The following is a 25,443-nucleotide window of genomic DNA, read 5'->3' as shown; positions in this document are numbered from 1 at the left end:
TCGTTTAATTTCAGGGCCTTGAGATGGAATCCCGAAGGCGACACGGTGTCGCCTTTGTCACCTGTTTTCCGGCTCGGCTCGCCCGCTTGCTTCCGGGGGTACGGCAAGCGCAGGCACTTCGCGCGCGGCGTCTTCGCTGCTGATGCCCGGCGCAGGTGCCGCGCTGATCCGTTCCTGCCGGCGCGCAACGCGCCCCGCTCGCTGGATGGCGTTTACCAATCGTGGATAGACACCGCAGCGGCAAAGGTTGGGCACGGCAGCCTTGATGTCGGCTTCGGACGCACCTGGATTGCGATTGATGAGGGCGGCGGCCGCCATGACGATGCCCGGCGTGCAGAACCCGCACTGGATTGCCTGTTCCGCCACCAGTGCCTGTTGGACGGGGTGCGAGCGGTCGCCGCTCAGCCCCTCGATCGTGGTAACGAACCGGCCTTCCGCTTCGCCAATGGTGACGAGGCAGGACCGCAGCGGTTCACCGTCGATATGGACCATACACGATCCGCAATCGCCCGTGCCGCATCCGTATTTGGTACCGGTGAGGTTGGCGGCGTCACGCAAGGCCCACAAGAGGGGCGTATCGTCGTCCATGAGGAATTCGACCGGACGGTCGTTCACAGTCATGCGTGACATGGGTAGCGGGACCTATCGGGCGTAGTGTTCGAGATAGCCGCAGCGATTGCAGCGCCAGCTCTCAATAGCGAGCAGGCTCTTCTTGTCGACCTTCAGTCCCCACCATCTCTTGTCCGGGGCGCCCTTGTGCCAGCAGGGCACATGGCTCTCTCCGTAGCCGCGATCGACCGTGAAGCCTTCTTCCATCCGCCCGTCGCATTTCGGGCAGGTCTTTCCTGCCGCCATCAGCTCTGCCAGCTGTCGTCGATCTTGGACACGCGGCGCTTCCATGCCTCGAAATCGAGGACGCCCGCACCGCCCTGGCTGGCCATCACGGCAAGGTCGCGCTGGTGCACGTCGACCACCTCTTGCGAAATCACGTTGGCCTCGCCTTGGGAAAGGGTCGCGACCTGGATTTCGCAGGCACGCTGGAGCGCCCACATCTTCACGAACATGCCGGAAATGGTCTTGTCCATCACCACCGGGCCATGGTTGCGCAGCATCAGGATCGAGTGGTTGCCGAGGTTCTCGACCAGGCGGTCGCCCTCTTCGGCGCGGACGGTCACGCCTTCGAAGTCGTGATAACCGATCTGGCCCTGGAAATTGCAGGCATAGAAATTGCTCGGGACCAGCCCGTCCTTGTGGCTGCACACTGCCATGGTGGCAGTCGTATGGACGTGGCAGATCGCCGTCGCTTTTTCGCCAAGGTGCTTATGAAAGTGGGCGTGCTGGGTGAAGCCGGCCTTGTTCACCATGTATTGCGACTGGCCGACATTGTTGCCTTCGACATCGATCTTGACGAGGTTCGAGGCGGTCACTTCATCGTAGAGCAGGCCGAAGGGATTGATGAGGAACGTGTCCTTTTCTCCCGGCACGGCAACAGAGATGTGGTTGTAGATGCTCTCGCCCCAGCCGAGGTGGTCGAAGATGCGATAGCAGGCCGCCAAATCCTGCCGGACTTTCCATTCCGCTTCGCTGCATTCGAACTTGGGCTTCATCTGCGTTGCCATGGCGTGCTCTCCTTAGGTCTCTTATTGCAACCTCTATCGCATGGAGGGCCCCTTGCGGGCAAGCTATGCCGCGCAATTGAGCGCTTCCCTTGCGCGCCCCGCCCCGCTAGCGCTCCCCCTTAATGAGCGAGACGGCCAAACTGACGCGCGGAAGCATTGCGGGCCATCTCGTCGGGCAGACCGCGCCCATGGTCATCGGAGTGGCCGCGATAATGTCGGTGGGCCTGATCGATGCCTATTTCATCGGCCAGCTAGGCTCGCAGGAACTCGCCGCGGTCAGCTTCATCTTCCCGATCACCATCGCGCTATCCAGTCTTGGCGTCGGGGTGATGGTCGGGATCAATTCCGTGATCGCCCGCGCGCTGGGCGAAGGCGATGTCGAGCGTGCGGAACGGCGCGCCAATTTCGGAGCGGTCTTCGCGCTCGTGGTGGGCGTGGTCATGGGGCTGGTGCTCTTCCTGCTGCTCGATCCGCTTTTCCGGCTGATGCAGGCGAGCGATGCGCTCCTGCCGCTGATCCGCGCATACATGCAGCCCTATTCACTCGGACTTCCGGTCCTGCTGCTCCAGATGGGCCTCAACGGCGTGCTGCGCGGACAGGGCGAGGCACGCAAGACGAGCTACGTTTCGATCACCTACTCGGTCGCCAACTGGATACTCGACCCGATCCTGATCACCGGCGCATTCGGATTTGCAGGGTTCGGCATAGCGGGGGCCGCCTACGCCTCGATCGCCGGGTTCGGCATCGCGATCCTGGTCGCCCTCTACCTGATCAAGCGCGCGCAATTGCACATCAATCCGACCTCCATCCGCAGCTGCAACCTGGGCGAAAGCAGCCGCGCAATCATAAGCGTTGCCGGGCCTGCGGCCTTTTCCAATGCCATCAACCCCATCGGCCTTTCGGTCCTCACTGCCTTGCTCGCCAGCCAGGGCGAGGCTGCGGTGGCCGGGTTCGGTGCAGCAGGCAGGCTCCAGAGCTTTGCCACCGTCCCCTTGCTGGCGCTGTCGGGATCGATCGGTGCGATCGTCGGCCAGAACTGGGGCGCGCGGCAGCCCGACCGATCCCGCCTGGCGATGCTCTATTCCGCCGGCTTCTGCGTGGTGTACGGGCTGGCGACGGCGATACTGCTTTACTTCACGGGCGGCTGGTTCGCGCAGTTCTTCACCGAGGATCCCGCTGTTGTCGCCGAATTCGAAAGCTATCTGGAGATCGCAGTCTGGGGCTATGCCGGCTTCGGGCTGCTGATCGTGGCGAATGGCGCGCTCAATGCGGTCGACCGGGCAGGTCTCGCCCTTTTCCAGAGTGCCGCACGCGTCTTCCTCGTCATGCTGCCTTTCGGTTGGTTGCTGCGTTCAAGCCTGGGTGCCGAGGCGATCTACGGAGCGGAACTGGTTGCGAATATCGCCGGCGGTCTCCTTGCGTCCCTCATCGTATGGCGCGTCCTGAGAAAGGGTTCCGAGCGTTGAGGGCTATCCCAACCAAACGTTAACCATCATCGTCCATAGCGTTTGCGGAATATCAGGGGATCCGTTGACGTCATGGATGAGTTGCTGGCCGATTTCATCGCCGAAACACGCGAAATGCTCGAACAGAGCGGGACGGAACTCGTCGCGTGGGAAGCCGATCCGTCGGACAGGGCGCGCATCGATACAATCTTCCGTTTCGTGCATACCGTTAAGGGTAATTGCGGCTTTTTCGACTTTCCGCTGCTGGAAAAACTGAGCCACGCAGCCGAGGATGCCCTTGCCGAATGTCGGGCCGGGCGGCGCGAAGCCGATCCCCCGCTGGTCACGGCCGTGCTCGCGATCATCGACCGCATCGGCGAGCTCGCAGACCTTATCGAAGCGGGTGAAGAGCTGGTCGAGGACCAGAACGACATGGCCCTGATCGCCGCTCTGGAGGCCGACGCCGCGATCGAAGTGCAAAGCGACGTCGTCCCTGTCGAGCCCGTTTCCGACGAACAAGACGACGCGGTGACTACGGCTGCCAAACGCAATACGGTGCAGCGCTCGATCCGCCTGCCGGTCGATCTTCTCGACGAGGTCATGAAGGGCGTGTCCGACATGGTCCTGGCGCGCAACGACCTTGCCCGCCGCCTGCGCGAAGCTGGCGAACAGCCGACCATCGACGGCCCGTTCGAACGTCTATCCGCCATCCTCGCAGATGTACGCACGTCGATCACCCGGATGCGCATGCAGCGGCTCGAGCATCTCTTTACATCCCTGCCCCGCCTTGTCCGCGACCTTTCGAGCGAACTTGGCAAGCAGGTCATGGTAGATTTCGAGGGTGGCGAGGTCGAACTCGACCGCGAGATGATCGAGATGATCCGCGATCCGCTCACCCATATCATTCGCAACGCCATCGACCACGGCGTCGAAAGCCCTGTCGAACGGCTGCAGAAGGGCAAGCGCGAAATTGGCCTGCTACGTTTCGCTGCACGCCAGTCGGGCAACCAGATCAGCCTGCTAGTCAGCGACGATGGTGGCGGGATCAATACCGAACGCCTTGGCCAGAAAGCGGTCGCGGCCGGAATTTACACAAAGGCCGAGATCGATCGGATGTCCGATGCGCAAAAGCATCAGCTGATTTTCGAACCCGGCCTGTCGACAGCGGACGAAGTCAGCGCCGTGTCCGGCCGCGGTGTCGGCATGGATGTCGTGCGCGCCAACCTCGAGCGCGTGGGCGGATCCATCACGGTTTCAAGCAAGCCCGGCGAGGGAACGAGCTTCCATCTGCACTTGCCCCTCACGCTCTCCATTATCGCGACGCTTACCGTCTCCAGCGGCGGACAGAATTACGCCATCCCGCGCAGCTACATCGAAGAAATCGTCTTCGGCAGCGCGAGCAGCGTCGAGTTTGCGCAGGCCGGCGCCCGCCGCCTCATTACCTTCCGCGGTCGCCGCGTGCCCTGCCTCTCGCTCGCCGACGTGCTCGGCACGCAAGACAACGAGCGATGCGAGTGGGAAACCAAGACACTCGTGCTCGTGCGCCTGGCGAGCGAAGACGTGTTCGCCCTCGCCGTAGACCGCGTGCACGATCACGAAGACGTGGTGGTGAAACCGATCGCACCCGCGATCATGCAGACGAAGCTTTATGCTGGCACCACCCTCCTCGACGATGGCACTCCGATGATGCTGCTAGATTTGCCCAGCATCGCGCAGATGCGGGGGCTCGTTGGTGAAATGCGCTCCAAACCCGCGATTGCGGACGAGCAGACCCAGAAGAAAGCGAAGAATGGTGTCCCGCTGATGCTCTTCCGGGGGCTCGATGGGCGACGCCGCGCGGTCAGGCTGGAACTCGTCAAGCGCATCGATACCGTGTCGTGCGACGCTTTCGACATCGACGGTGCACGCACGCAGGCTGTCATCGACGGCCGCATCCTCCCGCTTGCCGGGCTGGAACACGGCACCCTGCCCGAAGAACGCTGCCGCCTGATCCGCCTGAGCGACGGCGATAGCGAGCTGGTCTACGCAGTATCCGAAGTTCTCGATGCGGCAGAGATGACCGACGAATTGGTCGTCTCAGCCGACGATGCATCGATCGAAGGGGTCACGCTGGTGGAGGGCAAGCCCGTACCGCTGATCGATGGCCATACCCTGTTCTTCCGCTATTCGACGCCCAAGCGCATCGAGCAACCGCTCAAGTGCCGAATCCCGCAAGACAGCGACTGGGCGCGGACCATCCTCGAGCCCCTCGTAGAGGCCGCCGGCTACCGGATCGCCGAGGAGGATGACGACGACGCCGATCTTGCCATCGAGATCGCCGGAAATACGGCTCCTCACGGGCCCGCCAAGGAGACCATCCGGTTGCGGCCCGACCCCGAGGACGCAGGAGACGGATCGATCTATCGCTACGATCGCGAGAGCTTGCTGGCAGAACTCAAGCGCGTACGCACCGGGAGGGCAGCATGAACGATTTGCTTTTGATGTGCACCATCGCCGGGCGCGATGCAGCGATCCCTGCACTGCGCGTCCAGACAATTCTCGAGATCGACGACGTCACGCCGATTCCGGGCACGCCGGATTTCATTTGCGGCCTGACGCCGCTCCGCAGCCAGGCGCTGACCGTAGTCGACTGCGCGCTGGCGCTTGGTTTCGACCAGCCCTGCTCTTCCCCCGATCGTCGCGCCGCCGTGGTCGAGATCGACGGGCACCTCTATGCGCTCCTGGTCGATTCGGCGCAGGACGTGTCCGAGGCACGCAGCGATCTCGTCGCCATCCCGGGAGGTCTTGGCGAAGGCTGGCAACGGGCAGGCCTCGGCATGGTCGAGACCGAAACGGGTCCGGTGGTGCTGGTCGATATCGAAAAGATCATAGCGGGACCACCCGCGCTCGCTGCTTAAGCGATTGGTTACCGACTGTATTTATGATGCAGCTCGAAACTCAAGGGACGTAAACATGAAAAGCTGCCTTATCGTCGACGATTCACGGGTGATCCGGAAGGTTTCGCGCCATATTCTGGAGTCGCTGGAATTCTCCGTGGAAGAAGCCGAGAACGGCAAGGAAGGTCTCGACAGGTGTGCCGAAAGCATGCCCGACGTCATTCTTCTCGATTGGAACATGCCCGTGATGACGGGCATCGAATTCATCACCCAGCTACGCCAGCGCGAAGGCGGTGACAGGCCCAAGGTGGTTTTCTGCACCACGGAAAACGATGTCGCCCACATTCGCGAAGCCATCAGTGCCGGCGCGGACGAATATGTGATGAAACCGTTCGATCACGAAACGTTGCAGATCAAGCTCCAGCTTGTTGGCATGGCATAAACGGGAGCAGCACGATGGTTGCAGCTCTGCGCCAGAATACCGCTGAGAAACCCGCAGACGTCGCCGAAGACAAGCGGGTGAAGATCATGCTCGTGGACGATTCGCTTACTGTGCGGACCGTCTTCTCGCGCATGCTTGCCAAGGAAGCCGATTTCAACGTCGTCGCCACGGCCAGCACTGCCGAACGCGGCCTGGACGAACTTCGCTCCCAGGCGGTCGACGTGATCATGCTCGACCTCGAAATGCCCGGCATGGGTGGGCTCGAAGCACTTCCAAAGCTTCTCGAGGTCTCGCCCACGACCAAGGTCCTGGTGATATCCTCGCTCACTGCCGAAGGGGCAGAGCATACGGTCGAAGCCCTGCGCATGGGCGCGGCTGACACCATGCTGAAACCGAGACCGGGCGGGTTCGACGACGATTACCGCGACCAGCTCATGGACAAGATCCGGGCGCTGAAGGGCCTGCCTGCGGATGTGGCGAGGCGCGCCTGTGCAAGGCCGGTTGCCCGCCGCGCCGGCAAGCAGCCGCAGGTCGTTGCGATCGGCGCCTCGACGGGCGGCATTCACGCGCTCAACCTGTTCCTGCGCAAACTGCCGAAGGATTTCACGCTGCCGATTTTGATCACGCAGCACCTGCCCGGCAATTTCATCCCGGTGTTTGCGCGTCAGATGGAGGTCGCGTCCGGCCGCCAGGCGGTGCTCGCGGACGAGGGCGTGGAGATCGAACGCGGCAAGCTGATCATCGCGCCGGGACACGGCCACATGGTGGTGCGCCGCAAGGGCACGCGATACGAAACCGGGCTTGCCTATCATCCTGTGAAGAGCGGTTGCACTCCATCGGTGGATCCGATGTTCGAAAGCCTTGCCGAAGCTTATGACGGCGAAGTCGCCGGAGTGCTGCTCTCGGGTATGGGCCGCGACGGCACGGACGGGGCCGAATCCATCGTAAAGGCCGGCGGTTCGATCTACGCACAGGACGCGAAAAGCTGTGCGGTCTGGGGAATGCCGCGTGCCATTACCGAGATGGGCCTGGCGACGGCATGCCTCCCGCCGGAAGAACTCGCGCAAAGCATTCTGGACAAGGCGGGAGCGCAGGCATGGCGATAGACGATGCCTCCCATCGTATCATCGCCGATCTCCTTGCGTCTCGTACCGGGCAGCAACTGACCGAAAGCCGCCGCTGGCGTGTTTCGACTGCACTATCCGGTCTGTTCCGCGAAATCGGCATCGAGAATGTCGATCAACTCGCCTGCATGCTGGAAAGACCGGGCGAATACCGGCTTGCGACGCGCGTCGTCGAGGCTCTCCTGAACAACGAGACCTATTTCTTCCGCGATCACGTGTATTTCAACACTTTGGCAAGCACGGTTCTGCCCGAACTCGCCAAGAAGCGCGCGAGCACGCGACGGTTGACGATTTGGTCGGCAGGCTGTTCCACGGGACAGGAGGCGCTGAGCCTCGCCATGATCTTTGCCGAACAATCCGGTCGTTGGCAGGACTGGACCATCGAAATCGTTGGCACGGATATCTCCGGCAAGGCCATCGAGCAGGCCCAGAGCGGCGTCTATTCGCAGTTCGAAATCCAGCGCGGCATCTCGGTTGCGCAGATGCTCAATTTCTTTGCCGAAGCGCAGGGTGGTTGGAAGGTCTCCGAGAAGATTAAGGCCATGACGCGCTTCGAGCGGCAGAACATTCTGGATTTCCCACCTTCACCAGGCAAGTTCGACCTCGTCCTTTGCCGCAACGTGCTGCTCTACTTCGCGCCAGAAACGCGCAGGACCGCATTCGACAAACTGGCCAGTGGGCTGGCTTCGGATGGTCTCCTCATGCTGGGCGCTGGGGAAACCGTCGTCGGGCAGACAGACCGGTTCGAGCCTTCAGGCCTCGGCTCTGCACTGTACTGTCCTGCGATCGGCAAGGCAGCAGCGCCGCGCAAATCGATCGAAAACATTCTGCGACCGGCAGCGGCCACGGGCTGAAAGTGACCTTTTTCGCTTTCGATTTTTCGGAACGGTAAACGCCGATTTTACCGTTCCTTAGTCATTGCGATCTAATCCTCGTGGACTTGATTTGGAAAAGAACGCTTATTCAGGGGGCGAACGCGTGGCAAAGCTGAGTGACAAGACCAGTCACCGCACGCAATTCTTGCTGTTCGCACCTATGGTGGTGTTAGCCGCGATCGTGTGCGCGACCGCAATCGGCGCGACGATGGCGATGTACAATTCGCTCGAAATAATACCCCTGATTTTCCTCGGGGGAACCGCCGCCTATACCCTCGCGACAGCAGCATTCGGGCTCATGGGCGCGCGGCACATGAAGAACCTGGAGACGCTCAGCAACACCGACAGCCTGACATTCCTGCCAAATCGGCGCGCGCTTCATTCCAGCATCCAGCGCGAAATCCGGAACGAGCAGGAAGTGGCCCTGGCAATGATCGATCTGGACGGCTTCAAGCTGCTCAACGATCACTACGGCCACTTTGTCGGTGATACTGCGATCAAGGAAGTCGGAAGCATCCTCGAAGAGGTCTGTGACGGCAACGCGCTGGTTCACCGTCTCGGCGGCGACGAATATGCAATCATGATGTCTGGCAACCTGGCCGGCACCCTTCTGGAGGGCATCTGCCGCCGTGTCATCGAACGTCTCGCCAAGCCCGTGGCCGTTGAGGACCGGCGACTGACCCTTGGGGCCAGCATTGGCCTGGTCCGTCGTATCCCGCGCGATTCCCTCACTTCCAGTGAACTGCTGCGCCGCGCCGACGTTGCCATGTACGCTTCCAAGCGTGGCGGGAAGATGCGCTGCACCTGGTTCTCCGAAGCATTCGACCAAAGCCGCGAGCAGCTCAAGGAACTGGACGACGAGCTGCGTTCCGCTCTCGCCAATGGGGAATTCCTCCTGAACTACCAGCCGCTGGTGGACAGTCAGACCCGCAAGGTGGTCGCAGTGGAGTGCCTGATGCGTTGGGAGCGTCCGGACGGCAAACGCGTCGGTCCGAATATCTTCATTCCGGTCGCAGAAGAATCGGGCCTGATCAATCCGATCGGGCTCTGGGTCCTTCGCAAAGCCTGCCAGGATGCGCTGGCGTGGGACGGCATTACTCTTTCGGTGAACATCTCGGCCGCCCAGCTGCGCAATCCCGAATTCCCGATCCAGCTCGGTCATATCCTGGAAGAAACCGGCTTCGATCCCGAGCGCCTGGAACTCGAGATTACCGAGACTTGCCTGGTGCTCGACCCGATCGTGGCAGAACGCAGCCTTGCCGTGATCCGCGGCTTCGGTGTGCGCGTGGCACTCGACGATTTCGGCACGGGATATGCTTCGATCGGCTTCCTTCGCCAGTTCCGCTTCGAAAAGCTCAAGCTTGATCGCAGCCTGGTGGTCCAGGCAGGCGAAGATGATGCCAGCCGCGCCATGATGCTCTCGAGCATCACGGTGGCCCGCGCCATGAAGATGGGTGTCACTGCCGAGGGTGTGGAAACCGAGGAACAGGCCGATCTGGTCCGGGCCGCAGGTTGCGACCAGATCCAGGGTTGGCTCTATTTCAAGGCCATGCCGGCCGAGGAAATCGAGCAGCACCTCGATCGACCGATTGCGATCGCGACCACCACCGCGATCGATCCCGGCAAGGCCAACGCAGCCTAACCGATCTTAACGCACGGTTTTCAAGAAAGACCGGCGCGAAGGCAACCGCGTTTACCATATCGAAAGCCTGTCTGGTTACCACGAGCTGTTCCTCAGAGGGGTAGTCATGAACGCCATCAGCAATTTCGACAAAGATCTGTCCGACGAGATCGCAAGTGTCAGCCTTTCGAACGAGGCGCCGGAAGTGGAAGAGTACCGCTACTGGCTGGCGAGGTGGTTCAATTCCCAGACCCTCGCGAACAAGATGAAGCTTGCCGTTCTCGCGCCGATGATCGGCACCTTCCTCATCTCGATTTTCGCTTACATCGGTTTCAGCAGCGATGCCGCGCAACCCGTTATGAGCGGGCTGATCGTCCTGGCGGCAGTGATCTGCCTGGTCCTGGGATATCTGGCGACACGCAGGATGATCCTGGACACGATCCGCCCCCTTAAAGCCGTTTCAGCCGGAATGGATGCCTTGGCCAAAGGTGATCGCGACATTTCGATCATCGGTACATCCCGCAACGACGAGATCGGCGATCTGGCCCGTGCACTGGAAATTTTCCTCAAGTCGGGCCACAAGCTCGACGAGTTGTTCGCTGGCCGCAAGGAGGCCGCAGAGCGCCGTAAGCGCGATATCGCAAAGCTGGCCGGATCTTTCGAACACGAAATCGGCGAGGTCGTCTCCGGCGTCGCCGCCGCTTCCAGCCAACTTCACCGGACCGCCGAAGAAATGGCCGCCACTGCTGAAGTGGCCGCGGTCAAGGCTTCCGAAGTCAGCGGGGCAATGGAACAGGCGTCGAGCGGGGTCACCGCAGCTGCCGCTGCATCGGACGAGTTTGCCATGTCCATCGGCGAAATCAGTCGCCAGGCGGCGCACTCTGCCGAACTGGCACGCAAGGCTGCCGATGACGCTGGCAGTGCCGACCAGACGATTTCGGCTCTCGCCTCTTCCGCCGAACAGGTCGGGCAGATCGTGGAGCTGATCCAGTCGATCGCCAAGCGCACCAACCTTCTCGCACTCAACGCCTCCATCGAGGCCGCGAGAGGCGGCGAAGCAGGCCGCGGCTTCGCTGTGGTCGCCAGCGAGGTCAAGGAACTAGCCACGCAGACCAGCCGGGCGACCGAGGAAGTGGCCGAGCAGATCCGCACCATGCAGAATTCGACCGGCGCCAGCGTGAATGCGCTGCGCTCGATCGGCGACCAGATCAAGCAGCTGGAGACGACTGCAATTTCGATCGCAAGCGCGGTCGATCAGCAGTCCGTCGCCGGTCAGGACCTGGCCCGCAGCATCGACCTGGCCGCTCGCGGGACCGACGATGTCGCCACCCATATCGGCGCGATGCGCGATACCAGCCTGGCGACCGGCGCCTCGGCGAGCCAGGTGCTCGCTTCGGCCAACGATCTCGAAGGCCAGGCATCGACGCTGCGCAGCCGTGTCGACAACTTTCTCGTCAACGTCCGCGCAGGCTGAAAAACGGGTCGCGGGTCGCTCCCGCGACCAGCCTTACTCCCACCAATAGGGCATGCGCTTCGCACTGCCGGTATCCACCTCGTTCATGCTGCGCGCGTCGTAAAGACGGCCGCCCAGCATGACCTGTTCGATATTGTCGGAGTTGTGAATGTCCGCGGCCGGATCGTCGGTCAGCACGACCAGATCGGCCAGTTTGCCGACTTCCAGGCTGCCCACGTCGCGTTCCATCCCCAGCGACTTTGCCGGTTCGATCGTGCCAGCACGCAAGGCTTCGACAGGGCTCATACCGCCTCTCGCGAAGCTCCACAGTTCCCAGTGCGCGGCAATGCCGGGCTGCTGGCCATGCGCACCGATGCTGACCTTGACGCCCCGCTGCGCCAGCTTCCGGGCTTCGCGCGCTGAATTGTCATCGACGAAAGCCCATTCCGGTGCCTTGGTCCGCCGCGCGGTGCTGGCAAGCAACAGCTTTGGCGGCGTGTGAACCAGCAACGGATTGTCGAACACGTCCGTCGCCTGGCGCCAATAGGGATCGCCGGCGAGACCGCCATAGGTGACCGTGAGCGTGGGCGTGTAATTCGTGTCCGACTGCGCGAACATCTGCAGCACATCCTCGTACATCACGTCGAGCGGGATATTGTGCTCCAACGTCGAATTGCCGTCCACGATCAGGTTCATGTCCATGCCGAACAGCGAACCGCCTTCTGCCACGACCAGCATGTTCTCCGCGCGCGCAGCAGCGGCAACCTGCTGGCGTTGTTCGCGGCGGGGCTGGTTATAGTTTTTCACCGAAATGCCGCCCTGCGCCTTGATCCGGCGGACATGGGCGAGCGCGTCCTCGTAGCTGTCGACGCGCGCATAAACGCTTGGTGCCTTGGCCCCGTAGATGATCTCTCCGGTCGAGAAGATGCGCGGGGCAAGCAGCGTTCCTGCCTGCTGGCGTTCAGCCGCAGCAAAGATCATGCTGGCAGAGGATGAGGGATCGTGGATCGTGGTCGTCCCCATCGCCAGGTTCTGGACGAGCGACCAGTTCTGCTGCGGGATAAGGTCGCCGGTCCCTTGCGGCCCGTGGGCGTGGGCATCGACAAGGCCCGGAATGATGGTCTTGCCACTCGCATCGATACGGACCGCACCGTTCGGCACATCGACCTGAGATGCAGGCCCGATAGCCGCAATACGGTCGCCATCGATGAGGATAGTCGCGTCCTCGATGGTTCCGGCACCATCGCCGGCCATGGTGTGCACGCGCGCTCCGGTGATGGCCACCAGGCCGCTCGACTTGTCGGCCGCGATCGTACGCGCCATCGACGTACCGGTGTCCGGCGGCGAGAACTTGGGCGCGTCTTCCGCTTGCGGCGCGCCTGGGGTCAGCGCCGATGTGCTTGCCCTGTATAGGGTCGGCCCCATCGACCAGTGCAAGGTCGAACCGTTCTCAGTCCAGCCGATGTAATCCGCGCCGCCCGTGCTCACCTTGGTCACGGGAAGCGAACTAGCCGTTTCGCCGACCGTCACGGCCTGCCCGCCCGGAAGCAGCGGCATGGCGAAGACCTCGTAGTTCTGCCGGAAAGCTACGTAATCGCCGCGCGGGCTTACGCGGAAGTCATTGGCCAGTTCTCCCTGCGCGTGAACGCGCCGGGCTTCGCCATCGAGATCGCTGGAGATCAACTGCAATTTGCCATCCGCGCTGGCGAGCATGAACAAGCGATCGTCGTCGCCGAACTGCGGGGTCGAACCGTTACGGGTAACCAGTCGCGCATCGCCACCGCCCGAAGGCACCACGTAGACGCCCTCGTTCTCGGAAAAATCGGGCGACGTCAGATAGCCGCCACTGCGCTTTTCGAAGGCGATGACGCTACCGTCGGGCGAGAATTGCGGGACGGCATAATGCCCACGCTGGCGCGTAACTGTGCGTTCTGCGCGGCCGCGCGCATCGGTAGTGACGATCTGGCCGAGGCCTTCATCGCTCCATCGCACGAAAGCGATGCGCGAACCGTCACGCGACCACGTCGGCCAAAGTTCGAGTGTATCTCCGCCGCCGGAGGTCAGGCGCTGCGGCGCGGCGTTGCTACCGACAGGCTTGGTGAACAGCTTGCCCAGGCTTTCGAAGACGATCGTCCGGCCGTCGGGCGATACAGTCGCAAAGCGCGGGATCTTGGCAGTAAAAGTGTCTGGTGCGACCTCGATCACGGGATGCGGCGCATCGGCAACCGCACGCGTATCGTCGATGCTGAACGGAATGTCGCGCGCGCCTGACCCGTCGGCTTCAACGCGCCACAGCTTGCCCCCCGCCCATGTCACGATGGACGCGCTATCGGGCGTCCAGTCCATCATGGGATAGACGCCGTAAACCGCCCAGGTTTCCTGCATGTCCAGATCGAGCTTGCCATAAACCATGCGCTCGCGGCCGCTTGCGATGTCCTTGACCCAAAGCTGGGACTGGTCCTTGTCGCGGCGCACGAAAGCGATGCTCTTGCCATCGGGGGAAGGCGTCGGACGCACCGAACCGCCGAAACCGCCAACGGCAGTCGTCACTTCGCCCGTATCGATGTCGTAACGTTCGACATTGAAGATGCCCTGGGTGCTGTCCTGGGCGTATTCGAAGATCGGCCCGCCCGTGACATTGCGGGTGTAGTAGATCGCATTGCCGTCAGGCGCGTAGATCGGTTCGCCCAATTCCTTCTGCAGGGCCTCGCTGGCGCGCTTCACCAGCTGGACACCGCCGCCACCCGAGACGTGGTAGAGCCAGATTTCGCCTGTGCCCAAGCTACGCTGGGTGGTGAAATGCTTCTTCGCCACGATATAGCGACCGTCGGGAGACCAGCTTGGCTGGTTGATCAGGCGGAAGTCCTCTTTCGTGACCTGCCGCTTGTCCGAACCGTCGCGGTTCATGATCCAGATATTGTCGCCGCCGCCCCTGTCTGAAGTGAAGGCGATCCGGTTGCCGTCGGGAGAGAAACGGGGCTGGACTTCCCAAGCCAGGCCCTCTGCAATTCGCGTCGGGGTGCCGCCGGTTATCGGCATAGTGTAGATATCGCCGAGCAGCGCGAATGCGAGCGTCCGGCCGTCGGGCGACACGTCGACGTCCATCCACGTGCCTTCTTCGGTGCGGATCGGCACTTCTTTCAGAACGGTGCCAGCCGGAGCCATGACGTCCCACTTTTCGGTGAAGGTTTTCTCGCCCTCAATCGGCACGGTTGCCGGCGCTGCGTCCACAATCTCCCCGCTTCCGTCGGGCGGCAGCGCGTCTTGCGAAGCGTCGACTTCCTGTTCCTCGACCGGATTGGGGCTCGGCTCGGCATCCTGCGCATGAGCGGCAGTCGCGCACAGGACGAGCGCGAGGGTGGAGGCAATACTCGATTTCATGACGGTCTCTCTCCCGGACATTCGGGGGCGACTTAGACCGTGCGTGAGGAGCTTTGCAAACGGGCGTTCGACGAACGACCGGAATTCAGGCAACGCTCGAGCGTTCGACAAGCTTTACAGGCACCCGCCTGACGCCTTGTTCTGCATCGCCTGCCAGCGCGGTTTCGACGAGCAATCTTCCAGCCTCCGCAAAATCCGGTTCCACGGTGGTCAGTGGCGGATTGCTGAATTCGCCCGACCCCAAGCCGTCGAAGCCCACCACGCCCACGTCCGAAGGCACGCTGAGGTCGCGAAGGGCAAGCTCCTCCAGCGCGCCAAGCGCCATCGCATCACACGCGAAGAACAGTCCGTCGAAATCCGTGCCGCTCTCCGTCAATCGGATGATCGCATTGCGGCCTTGCGAGACCCGGTCCGACCCTATCGAAACGAACGCAGGTCTCGCTTCGAGGCCCGCGGCTTTCATTCCGGCCTGGTAACCTTCGAACCGCTCGCGGAACTGCTTTTGCGAGGAATTGGGATCGCCGACGAAGACGATGTCCTTTGCACCGCCCTTGACCAGCCGTTCGACCGCGAGGCACCCGCCGGCCATATTGTCCGACCGGACCCACACCGCGTCATCGAAGGGAGAGCCCCAGAACGCGATGGAAGAACTTTCGTCTGCCACGGTGCGGAAATAGTCCCATGCGGGCCCGTTGGTGGCGGTGCCGATCACGACCACGCCATCTGCCTGTCGCCGCGCCACGTAATGGCCGAAAAGTTCGTCTTCCTGCGCTTGAAAGGACACGAGAGCCTCGTAACCCCGCTCTGCGGCGGCCGCACACGTGCTTCCCAGCAAGCTGTAATAGAACGGATTGATGGCTGCGGGCCCTTGGCCATCGCGGCCGATCACGACGATTGCGATGCTGCCGGTTTCGCCTTTGCGCAAGCCAGCGGCACGCATGTTGACATGATAGCCCAGTTCCGCCGCGGCCTGTTCCACCCTGCGGCGCGTGGCTTCGGTAATCGTTTCGGACCCCGAAAGGGCCCGGCTGACCGTCGATTGGCTTACGCCGGCCTTCTCCGCGACATCGATCGACGTCACACGGTGCGGCTTGTTTGTCGTCATACCTCTCTTTCGCTCCCTCGGCGCCCCTCTATAGCTAGTGGAAAGACGCGTCGAGTAAAGCCGCCCTGCTCTTGCACCATTTCCTGCCTCGTGGGATGACCAAGGCAGTATCCGGAAGGAACAGAATGGAACAGAGGCGCGAAGATCGACATTTCGTACGCGTTGCCGGTGCGTATCGGGAACGGCAGGGAGGGTCTCGCGATGTCTGGATCAAGGATGTTTCCGAGACAGGCTGCCGGTTCTTCGACAAGTTTTCGGTTCTCAAGGTCGGTACGGAAGTATCGCTCAAGCTCGGTAACGTCGGACCGCTGCACGCCCACATCCGATGGCGAGAGGGCAGCCTGGTCGGCGCCGAGTTCGACCACCCCCTTCACGAAGCAGTGCTCGGCCATATCGTCGCTTTCATGTCTCAAGACGAGGACTGACCTGCACTTCCTGTGCGAGCACTTGCGGTCGGGTCGAGCCGGATGCAGAGACGCAGAAATGGTTCGTGATCTCCCGTGAAAACCCGGCAACGCATCTTGCGAGGGGCGGCCGCAAATTTCGGCTCGCTGGCGACGCGGGTCGCAGCGCAATTTCTTACCCTCCCGATCCTGTTTTCAAGCTGGGATGCCGAGCGGGTCGGCGCCTGGCTGTTGCTGTTTGCCCTGCCTGCCTATTTCGGCTTCATCGCCACTGGATTTGCCGGGGCGGGCGGCACCGCAGCAGTGGCAGCGCACGAAAACGCTGATACGTCGCAAGCCAGGGCGCACTTCCGCTCGTCATGGTTGATTGCGACTGCGGCCACTCTCGTTCTAGCGGCAATCTTTCCTCTGGCACTGGCGCAGACGGGCGCCGCCATCGAGTCTCTGCGCTCGGTGCCGAAGGAGATGCTCGGCCAGACGCTTTTTGCGCTCGCCATCTACATTTTCGCAAGCAGCCAGGTCGCGGTGCTCGAGATCCCGTTTCGCGCGGTCGGCCGCTATGCCGATCATATTGCCTTCAATTCGGCCAGCATACTGGTCGAGATCGTTGTCATCGCCGCGTGCGTTAGCCTGTTGGACAGCATGGCAACGCTCGCCATGGCATTGGCGGTGACACGCATTGCGGCCGCAATCTGGATCGCTGCCCTGGCGCGGCGCACTGCCCCAGCGCTGTTTCATGGACCATCTTCTATGCTGCGGGAATCGACGAGGACGCTGTTGCTGCCCTCGCTCGCGCTCATGCTGCTGCCACTGGTGCATGGCCTCAACCTGCAGGGTTATGTGATGGTGATCGGCATTTCATCGGGCGCCGCCCTCCTGGCCGGTTTCGTCGCGACCCGGACACTCACCCGGCTGCTCGATCTTTTCACCAGCTTCAGCTTCTCGATGCAGTACTATGAAAGCACCCACCTGGACCCGGAGGACCTGGAAACCAGAAGACGTTTGCTGGCCATAATGACGATACTTGCGGTCTGTATCGCCGTCGTGTTCTCCGGCGCTTTGCTTATCCTTGGTGACTTCGCGCAGCGCGTCTTCACCCGCGCGCAAACGCCGTTCGATCCGATCGTGGCAGCGGTGCTGTTGCTTGCCGCCAGCTTCCGCGCACTGGCCGCCGCTCCCTTCGCCATGATCGCCGCAGCCAATCGCCACAGCGGGACCGTCACGTGGTATTTCGCTGCCTCTCTGGCGGGGATATTTGTGGCCGCATTTCTTGCGGACAAGGGCCATGCCCTGCCCCTGGTGGTTGCACCGATAGCCCTTGCAGAACTGTTCCACCTCATCCCTGCCTTCAGGGGGGCATTGCGGTTGTCCGGGCTGAGTTTCGGCGCGTTTACCGCAAGCCTGCTGTCACGGCAGCGGATAGGCGACATAACCTGGGCGCTGAGGGAATTGCGGAGAAAACGCTGAGCGCCTTGCCGGGCAGCACGCTGACGGCCTACCCTTCGCGCCGCCGTGTATGACCTGCTGCTCCTCGCATCGCTGCTGACGTTCGTTGTGACGAGCGTAGTCTACCTGCGGCATCCATCGGCCTGCATCATGCATCCGACCACTTTCTACCTGGCTTTCCATGGCCTGGTATTCGTGTTCCGGCCGCTTGTCGCCCGGGTCTATGATTTCAGTTTCGTCTACAGATTGTACGATTTCCAGCCGTCTATGAGCGACAAGATCACGGTAATCCTGGCGACGAATCTCGCCATGATCGTGTTCGTCGCCGCATCGCTGTACGTCGCCCCGAGATTACCGGTCGCGCTCGACCAGAACCGGTTCGAGAGCGCTCGCGCCGCGATGAAGCGCCCCATCCTGACAGTGTGCGCGGTTCTCGCCCCCTTGGCTATCTGGTCGCAGCTCGGAAACTGGCAGAGGCAAGCGGACAATTACGGGTCGATGATCCGCGATCTGTCGACCGGCGCGGCAATCAATACCGATGCGATCGGCTGGTTCACCGATGCTGCCTTGATCCTTGCACCGATAACCGTGCTGCTGATCTGGCTGGCACGTTATCGCTGGTGGAGTTGGGGCTTCTTCGTTGTCTTCGTGGTCTTGCAAGGTGGTGGCGGTACGCGCGGACCGATCATCTATACCGCCGTCGCGATCGGGATCCTCGCCTTGCTTGAATATCGCAAGCGGTGGGTGGACTGGCGCGCTGCCACGCTTGCCGGGCTTGCGATCCTTGCCTTCAACCAGATCGTCACCGACAGGGGAGCTGCCTTGCGCGGCCTCGCAGGCCAAGCCGGCGAGGCCGATTATGCGACCAACTTCGAACTAAGGCCCTTCGAAGGCATGGATTTCGCGAACCTCGAATATTTCGAGTACATTGTCTACGCGGTGCCCCAGCGCACGGGCACTTACGACTATTTCGCCAGCAATCTGCAGATATTGACCGAGCCCGTTCCTCGCGTCTTCTGGAAGGACAAGCCGGTCGGATCTCCGATCCAGTATTTCAGCCTATGGGATTACGGCACCCCGATCGGCATGACCGCATCGCTGCCCGGCCAAGGCTGGATGGCGCTCGGCTATCTTGGTGTGGCGATTCAGGCGCTGTTCTTCGCTCTACTCTATTCCGCGGCCTTTTCCCTCTTGCTGGGCCACCGGGCGACTCCGACGCGGCAAATCCTGTATGCGCTGATCGTCGCCACCGCGATAAACGTTTTTCGCGATGGCACGCTGGTGACATTCGCCCGTCAGATGCCGTTCTATATCGGACCGTTCCTCATGGTCCTTGCTCTCAAACGCATCCTGACCCAGCCAGAAATGAGTCGCGCGCTCGATAGCCAAGGGCCGGTAGCGGAATTTCTTGCGCAGTCGCCCGGCGAAAGGCGGCGGATCCTGGCCGCACAATCGGCGCAGCGCGATCGCCCACCTGAAGCTACGAATCAAGTTGCGGAAAGCAACCGAGACTGGCGCTTGCCCTAATCATGGGTTAGCCTGTCCTTCATGGGAGAGAGACCGATGAGCGACCGCGCCACTGATTTCGATGTTTTGATTGTAGGTGCCGGTATTTCCGGCATCGGCATGGCAGCGCACATGACGGCGAAATCGCCGAATCGCAGCTATGCGATTCTCGAACGGCGCGAAAATCTCGGGGGCACCTGGGACCTGTTCCGCTATCCGGGCATTCGCTCCGACAGCGATATGCACACGCTTGGTTTCGACTTCGAGCCGTGGAAACACGAAAAGTCGATTGCCGATGGTCCGGCCATCCTCGACTACCTGGAAAGGATCGCCGACGAACGCGGCATCCGCAAGCACATCCGCTTCGGACACAAGGTCATCGCCGCCGACTGGCGTGGTGCGGACGCGCGCTGGCATGTCACCGTCGAAGGCGAGGACGGGGAGCGCAAACACCTGACCGCCAACTGGCTGTATCTGGGCTCGGGCTATTACGATTACGACGAGCCTTACGACCCGGGTTTCGACTTCGGCGAGTTCGAAGGACAGGTGATCCATCCGCAATTCTGGCCCGAAGATCTCGACTATGCCGGCAAGCAGGTCGTCGTGATCGGTTCGGGCGCGACAGCCGTCACCATAGTGCCGTCGATGGCCGACAAGGCGTCCAAGGTCACCATGCTCCAGCGCACGCCGACCTGGATGTTCTCGCGCCCTGCGAAAGACGCGGTCGCGAATTTCCTGCGCAAGGTTCTGCCCGAAGAAACGGCGTACCGGATCACCCGCTGGAAGAATATCAAGATGCAGGATTTCAGCTTCAAGATGGCTCGCACCAAGCCGCAGAAGGTGAAGGATGGCCTCCACAAACGCATTCGCAAATCGATGGGCAAGGACTACGACCTGACGCCGTTCACCCCGCCCTATGATCCGTGGGACCAGCGACTGTGCCTCGTTCCGGACGACGACCTGTTCCAAGCATTGAAGAGCGGTAAGGCGGACGTTGTCACCGGCCACATCAAGGCATTCGAAAAAGGCGGCGTCCGGCTGCAGGACGACACATTCCTGCCAGCCGACATTGTTGTCACTGCTACAGGCCTCAAGCTTGCGGTCGCTGGCAAGATCGACCTGTCGCTCGAAGGAGAAAAAGTCGAGCTGGCGGATCACTTCTATTACAAGGGCTGCATGTTCTCGAACATTCCGAACCTTGCCGTGGTGTTCGGTTATCTCAACGCCAGCTGGACCCTTCGTGCGGATATCAATTCCGATTACGTGTGCCGCGTTCTCAACGAGATGGATGCGGTCGGCGTCGACGTGGCCGTTCCGGTGCTTCCCGAAAAGCACGGCCTGGAAGAAGACGATATCTTCGACTTCTCGTCCGGCTATATCCAGCGCGGGAAAGCCATCATGCCGAAGAATGCGGTGGGCTATCCTTGGCGCCTCAACCAGGAATATGTGCAGGATCGCAAGCGCATGCGCGAAGAACCCATCGACGATGGGATCCTCGCCTTCAGGCGCAAGGGCGCAAATTCGAAGTCGCCCGACGAAACTCTCGAAGCTGCGGAGTAGCTTTCCGCGTCAAGCGCCACTACGTCTGACCGCATGACCAAACGCATCTACACCGCAGGCCTCGTCGTCATCGGAGACGAGATCCTTTCCGGACGCACGCACGACAAGAACATCGCCCAGGTAGCGAGCTGGCTGCAGGTCCAGAATATCAGGCTCGCCGAAGTGCGTGTGGTCCCCGATGTGATCGACACCATCGTCGGGGCAGTGAATGCCCTGCGCGAAAGCTACGATTACCTGTTCACGACCGGCGGCATCGGTCCGACGCACGACGACATCACGGTCGATGCAGTGGCAAAGGCGCTGGGTGTCGATGTCGTCATCCACCCGGAAGCACGGGCAATCCTCGAACGCTATTACGAGGACAAGGGCGGGCTGAACGAAGGACGCTTGCGGATGGCACGCGTGCCCGAAGGCGGTGAACTGATCCCCAACAAGATGTCGGGCGCTCCCGGCATCAAGGTCGGCAATCTGCACCTCATGGCAGGCGTCCCGCATATCACGGCGGGCATGCTGGACGCTCTCACCGGGACGCTCGAGGGCGGTGAGCCCTTGCTCAGCGAGACGGTCGGCGGATTCATTCCCGAAAGCGAGATTTCCACCCAGCTTCGCGATGTGGAGAAGGCGCATTCCGAATGCCAGATCGGCAGTTATCCCTTCTTCCGCGAAGGCAAGGTCGGGTCCAATTTCGTCATCCGGTCGACCGATCGCGCCGCACTCGATGCCTGCATGGCGGAATTGTGCGAGCGCCTGACCGAAGAAGGGTTCGAATTTACCCCCGGTGGAATTTGATCCGCGCTTGCCTTGGGCATCGCCTGCGCTAGCCTGATTGAATACAAGGGGGTTTGATGGACTGGCTTCTTATCCTGGTCCTCTTCGGGGTCGCATTCTACCAGCGCTCGCATCTGCGCGCCCTTCAGCAGCGTCTTGAGGGGCTCGAAGGCTCGCTCGATCACGTGCGTGCGCTCCTGCGAGAGGGCGCAGCTGCCACTGCACCTGAGCGGGAAGCCGTGCCAGACGCTTCAAAGCCCGTCGATGAAGCGGTGCGTGCGGCGCCTGAACCAGCTGCTGCGCAAGAAGTTTCCGTACCCAAATCGGTCAAACTCGTCGGCGGTCCGAAAGACGTCCCGGCTGCAGCGATTGACGACACGCCCGTTCCTACCGAAGCGCCCGTTGGACCCACCGATACCGTCAAGCCCGGCCTTATGGAGCGTTTTTCCTTCGACTTCGAGGAGATCTTCGGGCGGAACCTGTTCGTCTGGATGGGCGGCGTAACCCTTGCCGTCACAGGCGTGCTGCTGGTGCGCTACTCGATCGAAGCGGGCCTGTTGACCTCCAGCGTTCGAGTGGCTCTGTCCTTTCTCTTCGGTATCGCCCTCCTCGGCGGAGCGGAAGCGGCCTACCGCAATGCCGAAAAAGTGCGCGACGAGCGCGTCTGCCAGGCGCTCGCTGGCGCAGGTCTCGCAACCCTGTACGCAGGCTTCTACCTCGCCGGCACCCAATACGGACTGATCGGCCAGACGTTCGCTTTCCTCGGCCTTGCGATCGTAACTGCTGTCGCGGTCGCCCTGTCCTACCGGTTCGGACTGCCGAGCGCGATCCTCGGCCTCGTGGGCGGGTTTGCCGCTCCCGCGCTGGTGGGAAGCGAAGAGGCGAACCTGCCACTCCTCGCACTGTACCTGGCTCTGGTGACAGGAGGCCTCACCCAGACCGGCAATCGCCAGCGGCGCCCGTGGCTCGGGATGGCGGCCCTGATCGGTGGCCTCGGATGGGGCGGTCTTTTAATCACGGGAACGGGCTTTTCCACCACCGACGTCGTGGCACTTGGTCTCTTCTTCGTACTGCTTGGCGCGATCCTGCCATCATTCCTTGCCACCGAGAAGTTCGAGCAGCCACTTCGTCTTGCTGCCGCCGCCATCGCCAGTCTCCAGCTGGCCGTCCTCGTCGACGAAGGCGGGTATTCTCCGCTCGCATGGGGCTTGTACCTCTTGCTCGGAGCGACGCTCGCCTTTTTCGGCTGGCAGAAGCCATCGATGCGCCCTGCGAATGCGGTGGCCGCAGCCATCGGCATCTTGTTGCTCGGCTTCTGGCGCGATCCCGCGACCGGCTCGCTAATCGCGGTCCTCATTGCGCTTACGGTCATGTTTGCGGGCGTTCCGCTGTTCCATGCGATTAAAGGCAAGGACCAACTGGTCGACCGCATCATGCTTGCTACGGTAACCACAGGACTTGGTCTTACCACTGCGCTGACACTCGACAGTTCTTCGAACCCGCTCGCAGGCATGGCGTGCCTCGCGCTCGCCGCTCTTCCTGTCGCCGGGGGGAAGGTCCTGTGGAGCCGCGCCGATAGCATCTCCCTTGCCTTAAATGTCGCTTCCGCCGGGTTGCTTGCCGGACTGGCCGCCAACAAACTCTTGCCCGAATGGACCCTTCCGGTCGCGCTTGGCACAATCGGCGCTGCGATCGCCTGGATCCTGCGCAACCGATTGGCAGAGCATCGCGCCTTCCTGGCTACGGCGTCCGCTTTCGCCCTCGCCGCAATCCTCAGCCTGCCTGCCACGACCGGCGGTCTCATGGAACTCGATGCGCTGTCGGAAACCGCACGGGATCCCCATTGGCCCGGCCTGCTTCGCTGGCTGGGTGCTTCCCTGCCACTTGTGGCGCTGACCTATTTCCTCAGGGAGAGGCTTCCGCGCACGATTGCCGAATTTGCCGCTGCGCTGGTCCTGTTCAAGGCTGCACTGCAAGTGCTTCCGCCGATACCCAGCGTGTGGCTGGCAGCAACTGCTGCCCTGCTGATCCGCTGGAAGCAGCCCCATCGCGAAGGCGCGATCCTCGGACTACTTTTGGCGACGATTGCCTGGGCCGCCGATCCGCTCGCCAGATGGCTTGAAAGTGGCGGAGGAGCGCTTCTGGGCGACCCGTTCCTGCTGACCGACCTTCCCAGCGTACGGCAGACGCTCGGCTTCATCCTGCCATTCGCAATCGTTCTCGGCACGGCGCGCATTGCCGAAAGCCGTCTAATCGAGCAGCGCGTGCCGCTTTACTGGGCTGCGCTCTTGCCCGCCTTCATCACGGCGCACGTCCTGTTCAAGCAGGTCTTCGCGGTCGAGACGCTGCTCGCATTCGAGCGGACCGGGCTGGCCGAGCGCATCCTGTTAGAGACGCTTCTACTCGGTGCTGCATGGCTCGCGGCCAAAGGTATCGCCGGTCTGCGCGCGAACTCCCTTATCGCAAGCGTCCTCGCAGGCACGGCGCTGGCACATTTCGCGCTCTTCACCGGCTTCTGGCACAACCCGCTCTTCGCACGGCAGGCGGTTGGCCCGGTACCCGTCGCCAATCTCGCCCTCGCCATGACCGTGGTGGCCATTGCAATTCTCCTGTCGCTCCGCGTGTGGTTGCCGCGTTTCCGGAGCACGATCGACGCCGCGATCATGGTCGTTGCGACTGTCGGCGCGATTGCTTTGCTGAGGCAGGTCTTCGCCGGCACCTACCTGGTTCAAACACCGATGAGCCAGTCCGAAGACCTGCTGCGGTCGTTCTTGGGAATCTTGCTTGGCATTGCCTTCCTCATGATCGGCAGCCGACGCGCTGAACGCAGCTGGCGGATCGGTTCGCTTGTCCTGATGACCGGCACAGTCATCAAGGTCTTCGGCTTCGACGCTGCCGGGCTTGAAGGACTGCTACAGGTAGCGAGCTTCCTCGCCCTTGGTACCAGCCTGATCGGGATCGGCTGGTTCTACAAAAGGCAATTGCGCGCCGCCCCGCAGGACTAGGGCAAACACCACACAGAGAAAGGGCCGGAGGCTTCCCCCCGGCCCGTTTCTTTTGCGCTACCGCTTCGCTGCATGAGCGCGGCGGTAGTCTGCCGCTCAGCGGACAGGAAAGAGCCTTATGCTCCCTCAACTTCGCCGAGGTCGACCTTGAGGCCCGGGCCCATCGAGGAGGTCAGCGTGACCTTCTTGACGTACTTGCCCTTGGCACCCGTCGGCTTCGCCTTGACGATTGCATCGGTCAGCGCCTTGAAGTTGGTCTTCAGGTCTTCGTCCTTGAACGACAGCTTGCCGATGCCCGAGTGGATGATGCCCTGCTTCTCGACGCGGAATTCGACCTGGCCGCCCTTGGCGTCCTTCACGGCCTGTTCCACGTTCGGGGTGACAGTGCCCAGCTTCGGGTTCGGCATCAGGCCCTTGGGACCCAGCACCTTACCGAGACGGCCGACGACGCCCATCATGTCCGGCGTGGCGATCACGCGGTCATAGTCGAGGTTGCCGTTCTGCATGTCTTCCATGAGGTCTTCCGCACCGACCTTGTCGGCACCGGCGGCGAGCGCCTTGTCGGCATTGTCGCCGCGCGCGAAGACAGCAACCTTGACGTCCTTGCCGGTCCCGCTCGGAAGCGAAACCATGCCGCGGACCATCTGGTCGGCGTGACGCGGGTCGACACCCAGGTTCATTGCGACTTCGACGGTTTCGTCGAACTTCGACTTGTGCTCGCGCAGCGTAGCGAGAGCTTCGTCGACGGTGTACAGCTTTTCGCTGTCGAGCTTGGCACGTACCTGCTGGTTCTTGGTCTGCTTAGCCATGATC

At 62.0% G+C, this 25,443-nt stretch carries 20 protein-coding genes; 14 read left to right on the top strand and 6 right to left on the bottom strand.

From position 1 onward, the window contains the following. Positions 1-57: 57 nt before the first annotated feature. From CVE41_RS10015 to CVE41_RS10010, 3 genes are read right to left on the bottom strand one after another with little or no spacing between them, the layout of a single operon-like run. Positions 58-630, bottom strand: coding sequence for a (2Fe-2S)-binding protein (locus CVE41_RS10015; protein WP_100260515.1), 573 nt, complete (start codon positions 628-630; stop codon positions 58-60). Between the two features lie 12 nt (positions 631-642). Then, on the bottom strand, positions 643-855 hold the full coding sequence (locus CVE41_RS14635; RefSeq protein ID WP_157799475.1) for a hypothetical protein: 213 nt from the start codon (positions 853-855) through the stop codon (positions 643-645). Beyond that, positions 855-1,619, bottom strand: coding sequence for a class II aldolase/adducin family protein (locus CVE41_RS10010; protein ID WP_100260514.1), 765 nt, complete (start codon positions 1,617-1,619; stop codon positions 855-857). Before CVE41_RS10010 ends, CVE41_RS14635 begins: the two co-directional genes overlap by 1 nt. 122 nt (positions 1,620-1,741) lie before the next feature. Between CVE41_RS10010 and CVE41_RS10005 the strand changes: the two genes are divergently transcribed. The 8 genes from CVE41_RS10005 to CVE41_RS09970 all read left to right on the top strand — a co-directional run bounded on the left by CVE41_RS10005 (position 1,742) and on the right by CVE41_RS09970 (position 11,476). Beyond that, entirely contained in the window at positions 1,742-3,085 is a 1,344-nt protein-coding gene (locus CVE41_RS10005; RefSeq protein WP_100260513.1) for an MATE family efflux transporter, read from the top strand. 72 nt (positions 3,086-3,157) lie between these two features. After that, positions 3,158-5,530 (top strand): chemotaxis protein CheA, encoded by a 2,373-nt coding sequence (locus CVE41_RS10000; RefSeq protein WP_100260512.1) that lies wholly within the window; start codon positions 3,158-3,160, stop codon positions 5,528-5,530. After that, positions 5,527-5,961 carry a chemotaxis protein CheW gene (locus tag CVE41_RS09995; RefSeq protein WP_100260511.1) on the top strand — a complete coding sequence of 145 codons (435 nt, stop codon included), beginning with the start codon at positions 5,527-5,529 and terminating at the stop codon, positions 5,959-5,961. Before CVE41_RS10000 ends, CVE41_RS09995 begins: the two co-directional genes overlap by 4 nt. A gap of 55 nt (positions 5,962-6,016) precedes the next feature. Further along, entirely contained in the window at positions 6,017-6,382 is a 366-nt protein-coding gene (locus tag CVE41_RS09990) for a response regulator (RefSeq protein ID WP_100260510.1), read from the top strand. A gap of 14 nt (positions 6,383-6,396) precedes the next feature. Further along, positions 6,397-7,488 (top strand): chemotaxis-specific protein-glutamate methyltransferase CheB, encoded by a 1,092-nt coding sequence (gene cheB / locus CVE41_RS09985; RefSeq protein WP_232725645.1) that lies wholly within the window; start codon positions 6,397-6,399, stop codon positions 7,486-7,488. Next, entirely contained in the window at positions 7,479-8,360 is an 882-nt protein-coding gene (locus CVE41_RS09980; RefSeq protein WP_100260509.1) for a CheR family methyltransferase, read from the top strand. Before cheB ends, CVE41_RS09980 begins: the two co-directional genes overlap by 10 nt. A gap of 124 nt (positions 8,361-8,484) precedes the next feature. Beyond that, positions 8,485-10,023, top strand: coding sequence for a putative bifunctional diguanylate cyclase/phosphodiesterase (locus CVE41_RS09975; RefSeq protein WP_232725643.1), 1,539 nt, complete (start codon positions 8,485-8,487; stop codon positions 10,021-10,023). Positions 10,024-10,129: 106 nt separating this feature from the next. Beyond that, positions 10,130-11,476, top strand: a complete 1,347-nt coding sequence (locus CVE41_RS09970; protein WP_100260508.1) for a methyl-accepting chemotaxis protein — start codon at positions 10,130-10,132, stop codon at positions 11,474-11,476. A gap of 33 nt (positions 11,477-11,509) precedes the next feature. Here CVE41_RS09970 and CVE41_RS09965 read toward each other — a convergent pair whose 3' ends face one another. Continuing rightward, a complete protein-coding gene (locus CVE41_RS09965) occupies positions 11,510-14,836 on the bottom strand; it encodes an amidohydrolase family protein (protein ID WP_100260507.1) in 3,327 nt (1,108 codons plus the stop codon). Between the two features lie 85 nt (positions 14,837-14,921). Continuing rightward, positions 14,922-15,941, bottom strand: a complete 1,020-nt coding sequence (locus CVE41_RS09960; RefSeq protein WP_100260506.1) for a LacI family DNA-binding transcriptional regulator — start codon at positions 15,939-15,941, stop codon at positions 14,922-14,924. Between the two features lie 125 nt (positions 15,942-16,066). Between CVE41_RS09960 and CVE41_RS09955 the strand changes: the two genes are divergently transcribed. The 6 genes from CVE41_RS09955 (at position 16,067) to CVE41_RS09930 (ending at position 24,630) form a co-directional block, all read left to right on the top strand. Then, positions 16,067-16,366, top strand: coding sequence for a PilZ domain-containing protein (locus CVE41_RS09955; protein ID WP_157799474.1), 300 nt, complete (start codon positions 16,067-16,069; stop codon positions 16,364-16,366). Between the two features lie 210 nt (positions 16,367-16,576). Next, the gene (locus tag CVE41_RS09950) at positions 16,577-17,812 is read left to right on the top strand and encodes a hypothetical protein (protein WP_157799473.1); all 1,236 of its coding nucleotides are present in this window, start codon (positions 16,577-16,579) and stop codon (positions 17,810-17,812) included. 45 nt (positions 17,813-17,857) lie between these two features. Continuing rightward, positions 17,858-19,318, top strand: coding sequence for an O-antigen polymerase (locus CVE41_RS09945; RefSeq protein WP_100260503.1), 1,461 nt, complete (start codon positions 17,858-17,860; stop codon positions 19,316-19,318). A 36-nt stretch (positions 19,319-19,354) separates the two neighbouring features. Beyond that, the gene (locus tag CVE41_RS09940; protein WP_232725641.1) at positions 19,355-20,857 is read left to right on the top strand and encodes a flavin-containing monooxygenase; all 1,503 of its coding nucleotides are present in this window, start codon (positions 19,355-19,357) and stop codon (positions 20,855-20,857) included. Between the two features lie 33 nt (positions 20,858-20,890). Next, the gene (locus CVE41_RS09935; RefSeq protein WP_100260501.1) at positions 20,891-21,646 is read left to right on the top strand and encodes a competence/damage-inducible protein A; all 756 of its coding nucleotides are present in this window, start codon (positions 20,891-20,893) and stop codon (positions 21,644-21,646) included. A 56-nt stretch (positions 21,647-21,702) separates the two neighbouring features. Next, positions 21,703-24,630 carry a DUF2339 domain-containing protein gene (locus CVE41_RS09930; RefSeq protein ID WP_100260500.1) on the top strand — a complete coding sequence of 976 codons (2,928 nt, stop codon included), beginning with the start codon at positions 21,703-21,705 and terminating at the stop codon, positions 24,628-24,630. Between the two features lie 116 nt (positions 24,631-24,746). Here the strand turns inward: CVE41_RS09930 and rplA are convergent, their stop codons facing one another. Then, positions 24,747-25,439 carry a 50S ribosomal protein L1 gene (gene rplA, locus CVE41_RS09925; protein WP_100260499.1) on the bottom strand — a complete coding sequence of 231 codons (693 nt, stop codon included), beginning with the start codon at positions 25,437-25,439 and terminating at the stop codon, positions 24,747-24,749. Between the last annotated feature and the right edge of the window lie 4 nt (positions 25,440-25,443).

This window comes from Qipengyuania seohaensis, from assembly GCF_002795865.1.
Classification (GTDB): Bacteria; Pseudomonadota; Alphaproteobacteria; order Sphingomonadales; family Sphingomonadaceae; genus Qipengyuania; species Qipengyuania seohaensis.
This window is presented reverse-complemented; position numbering and strand designations above follow the sequence as displayed.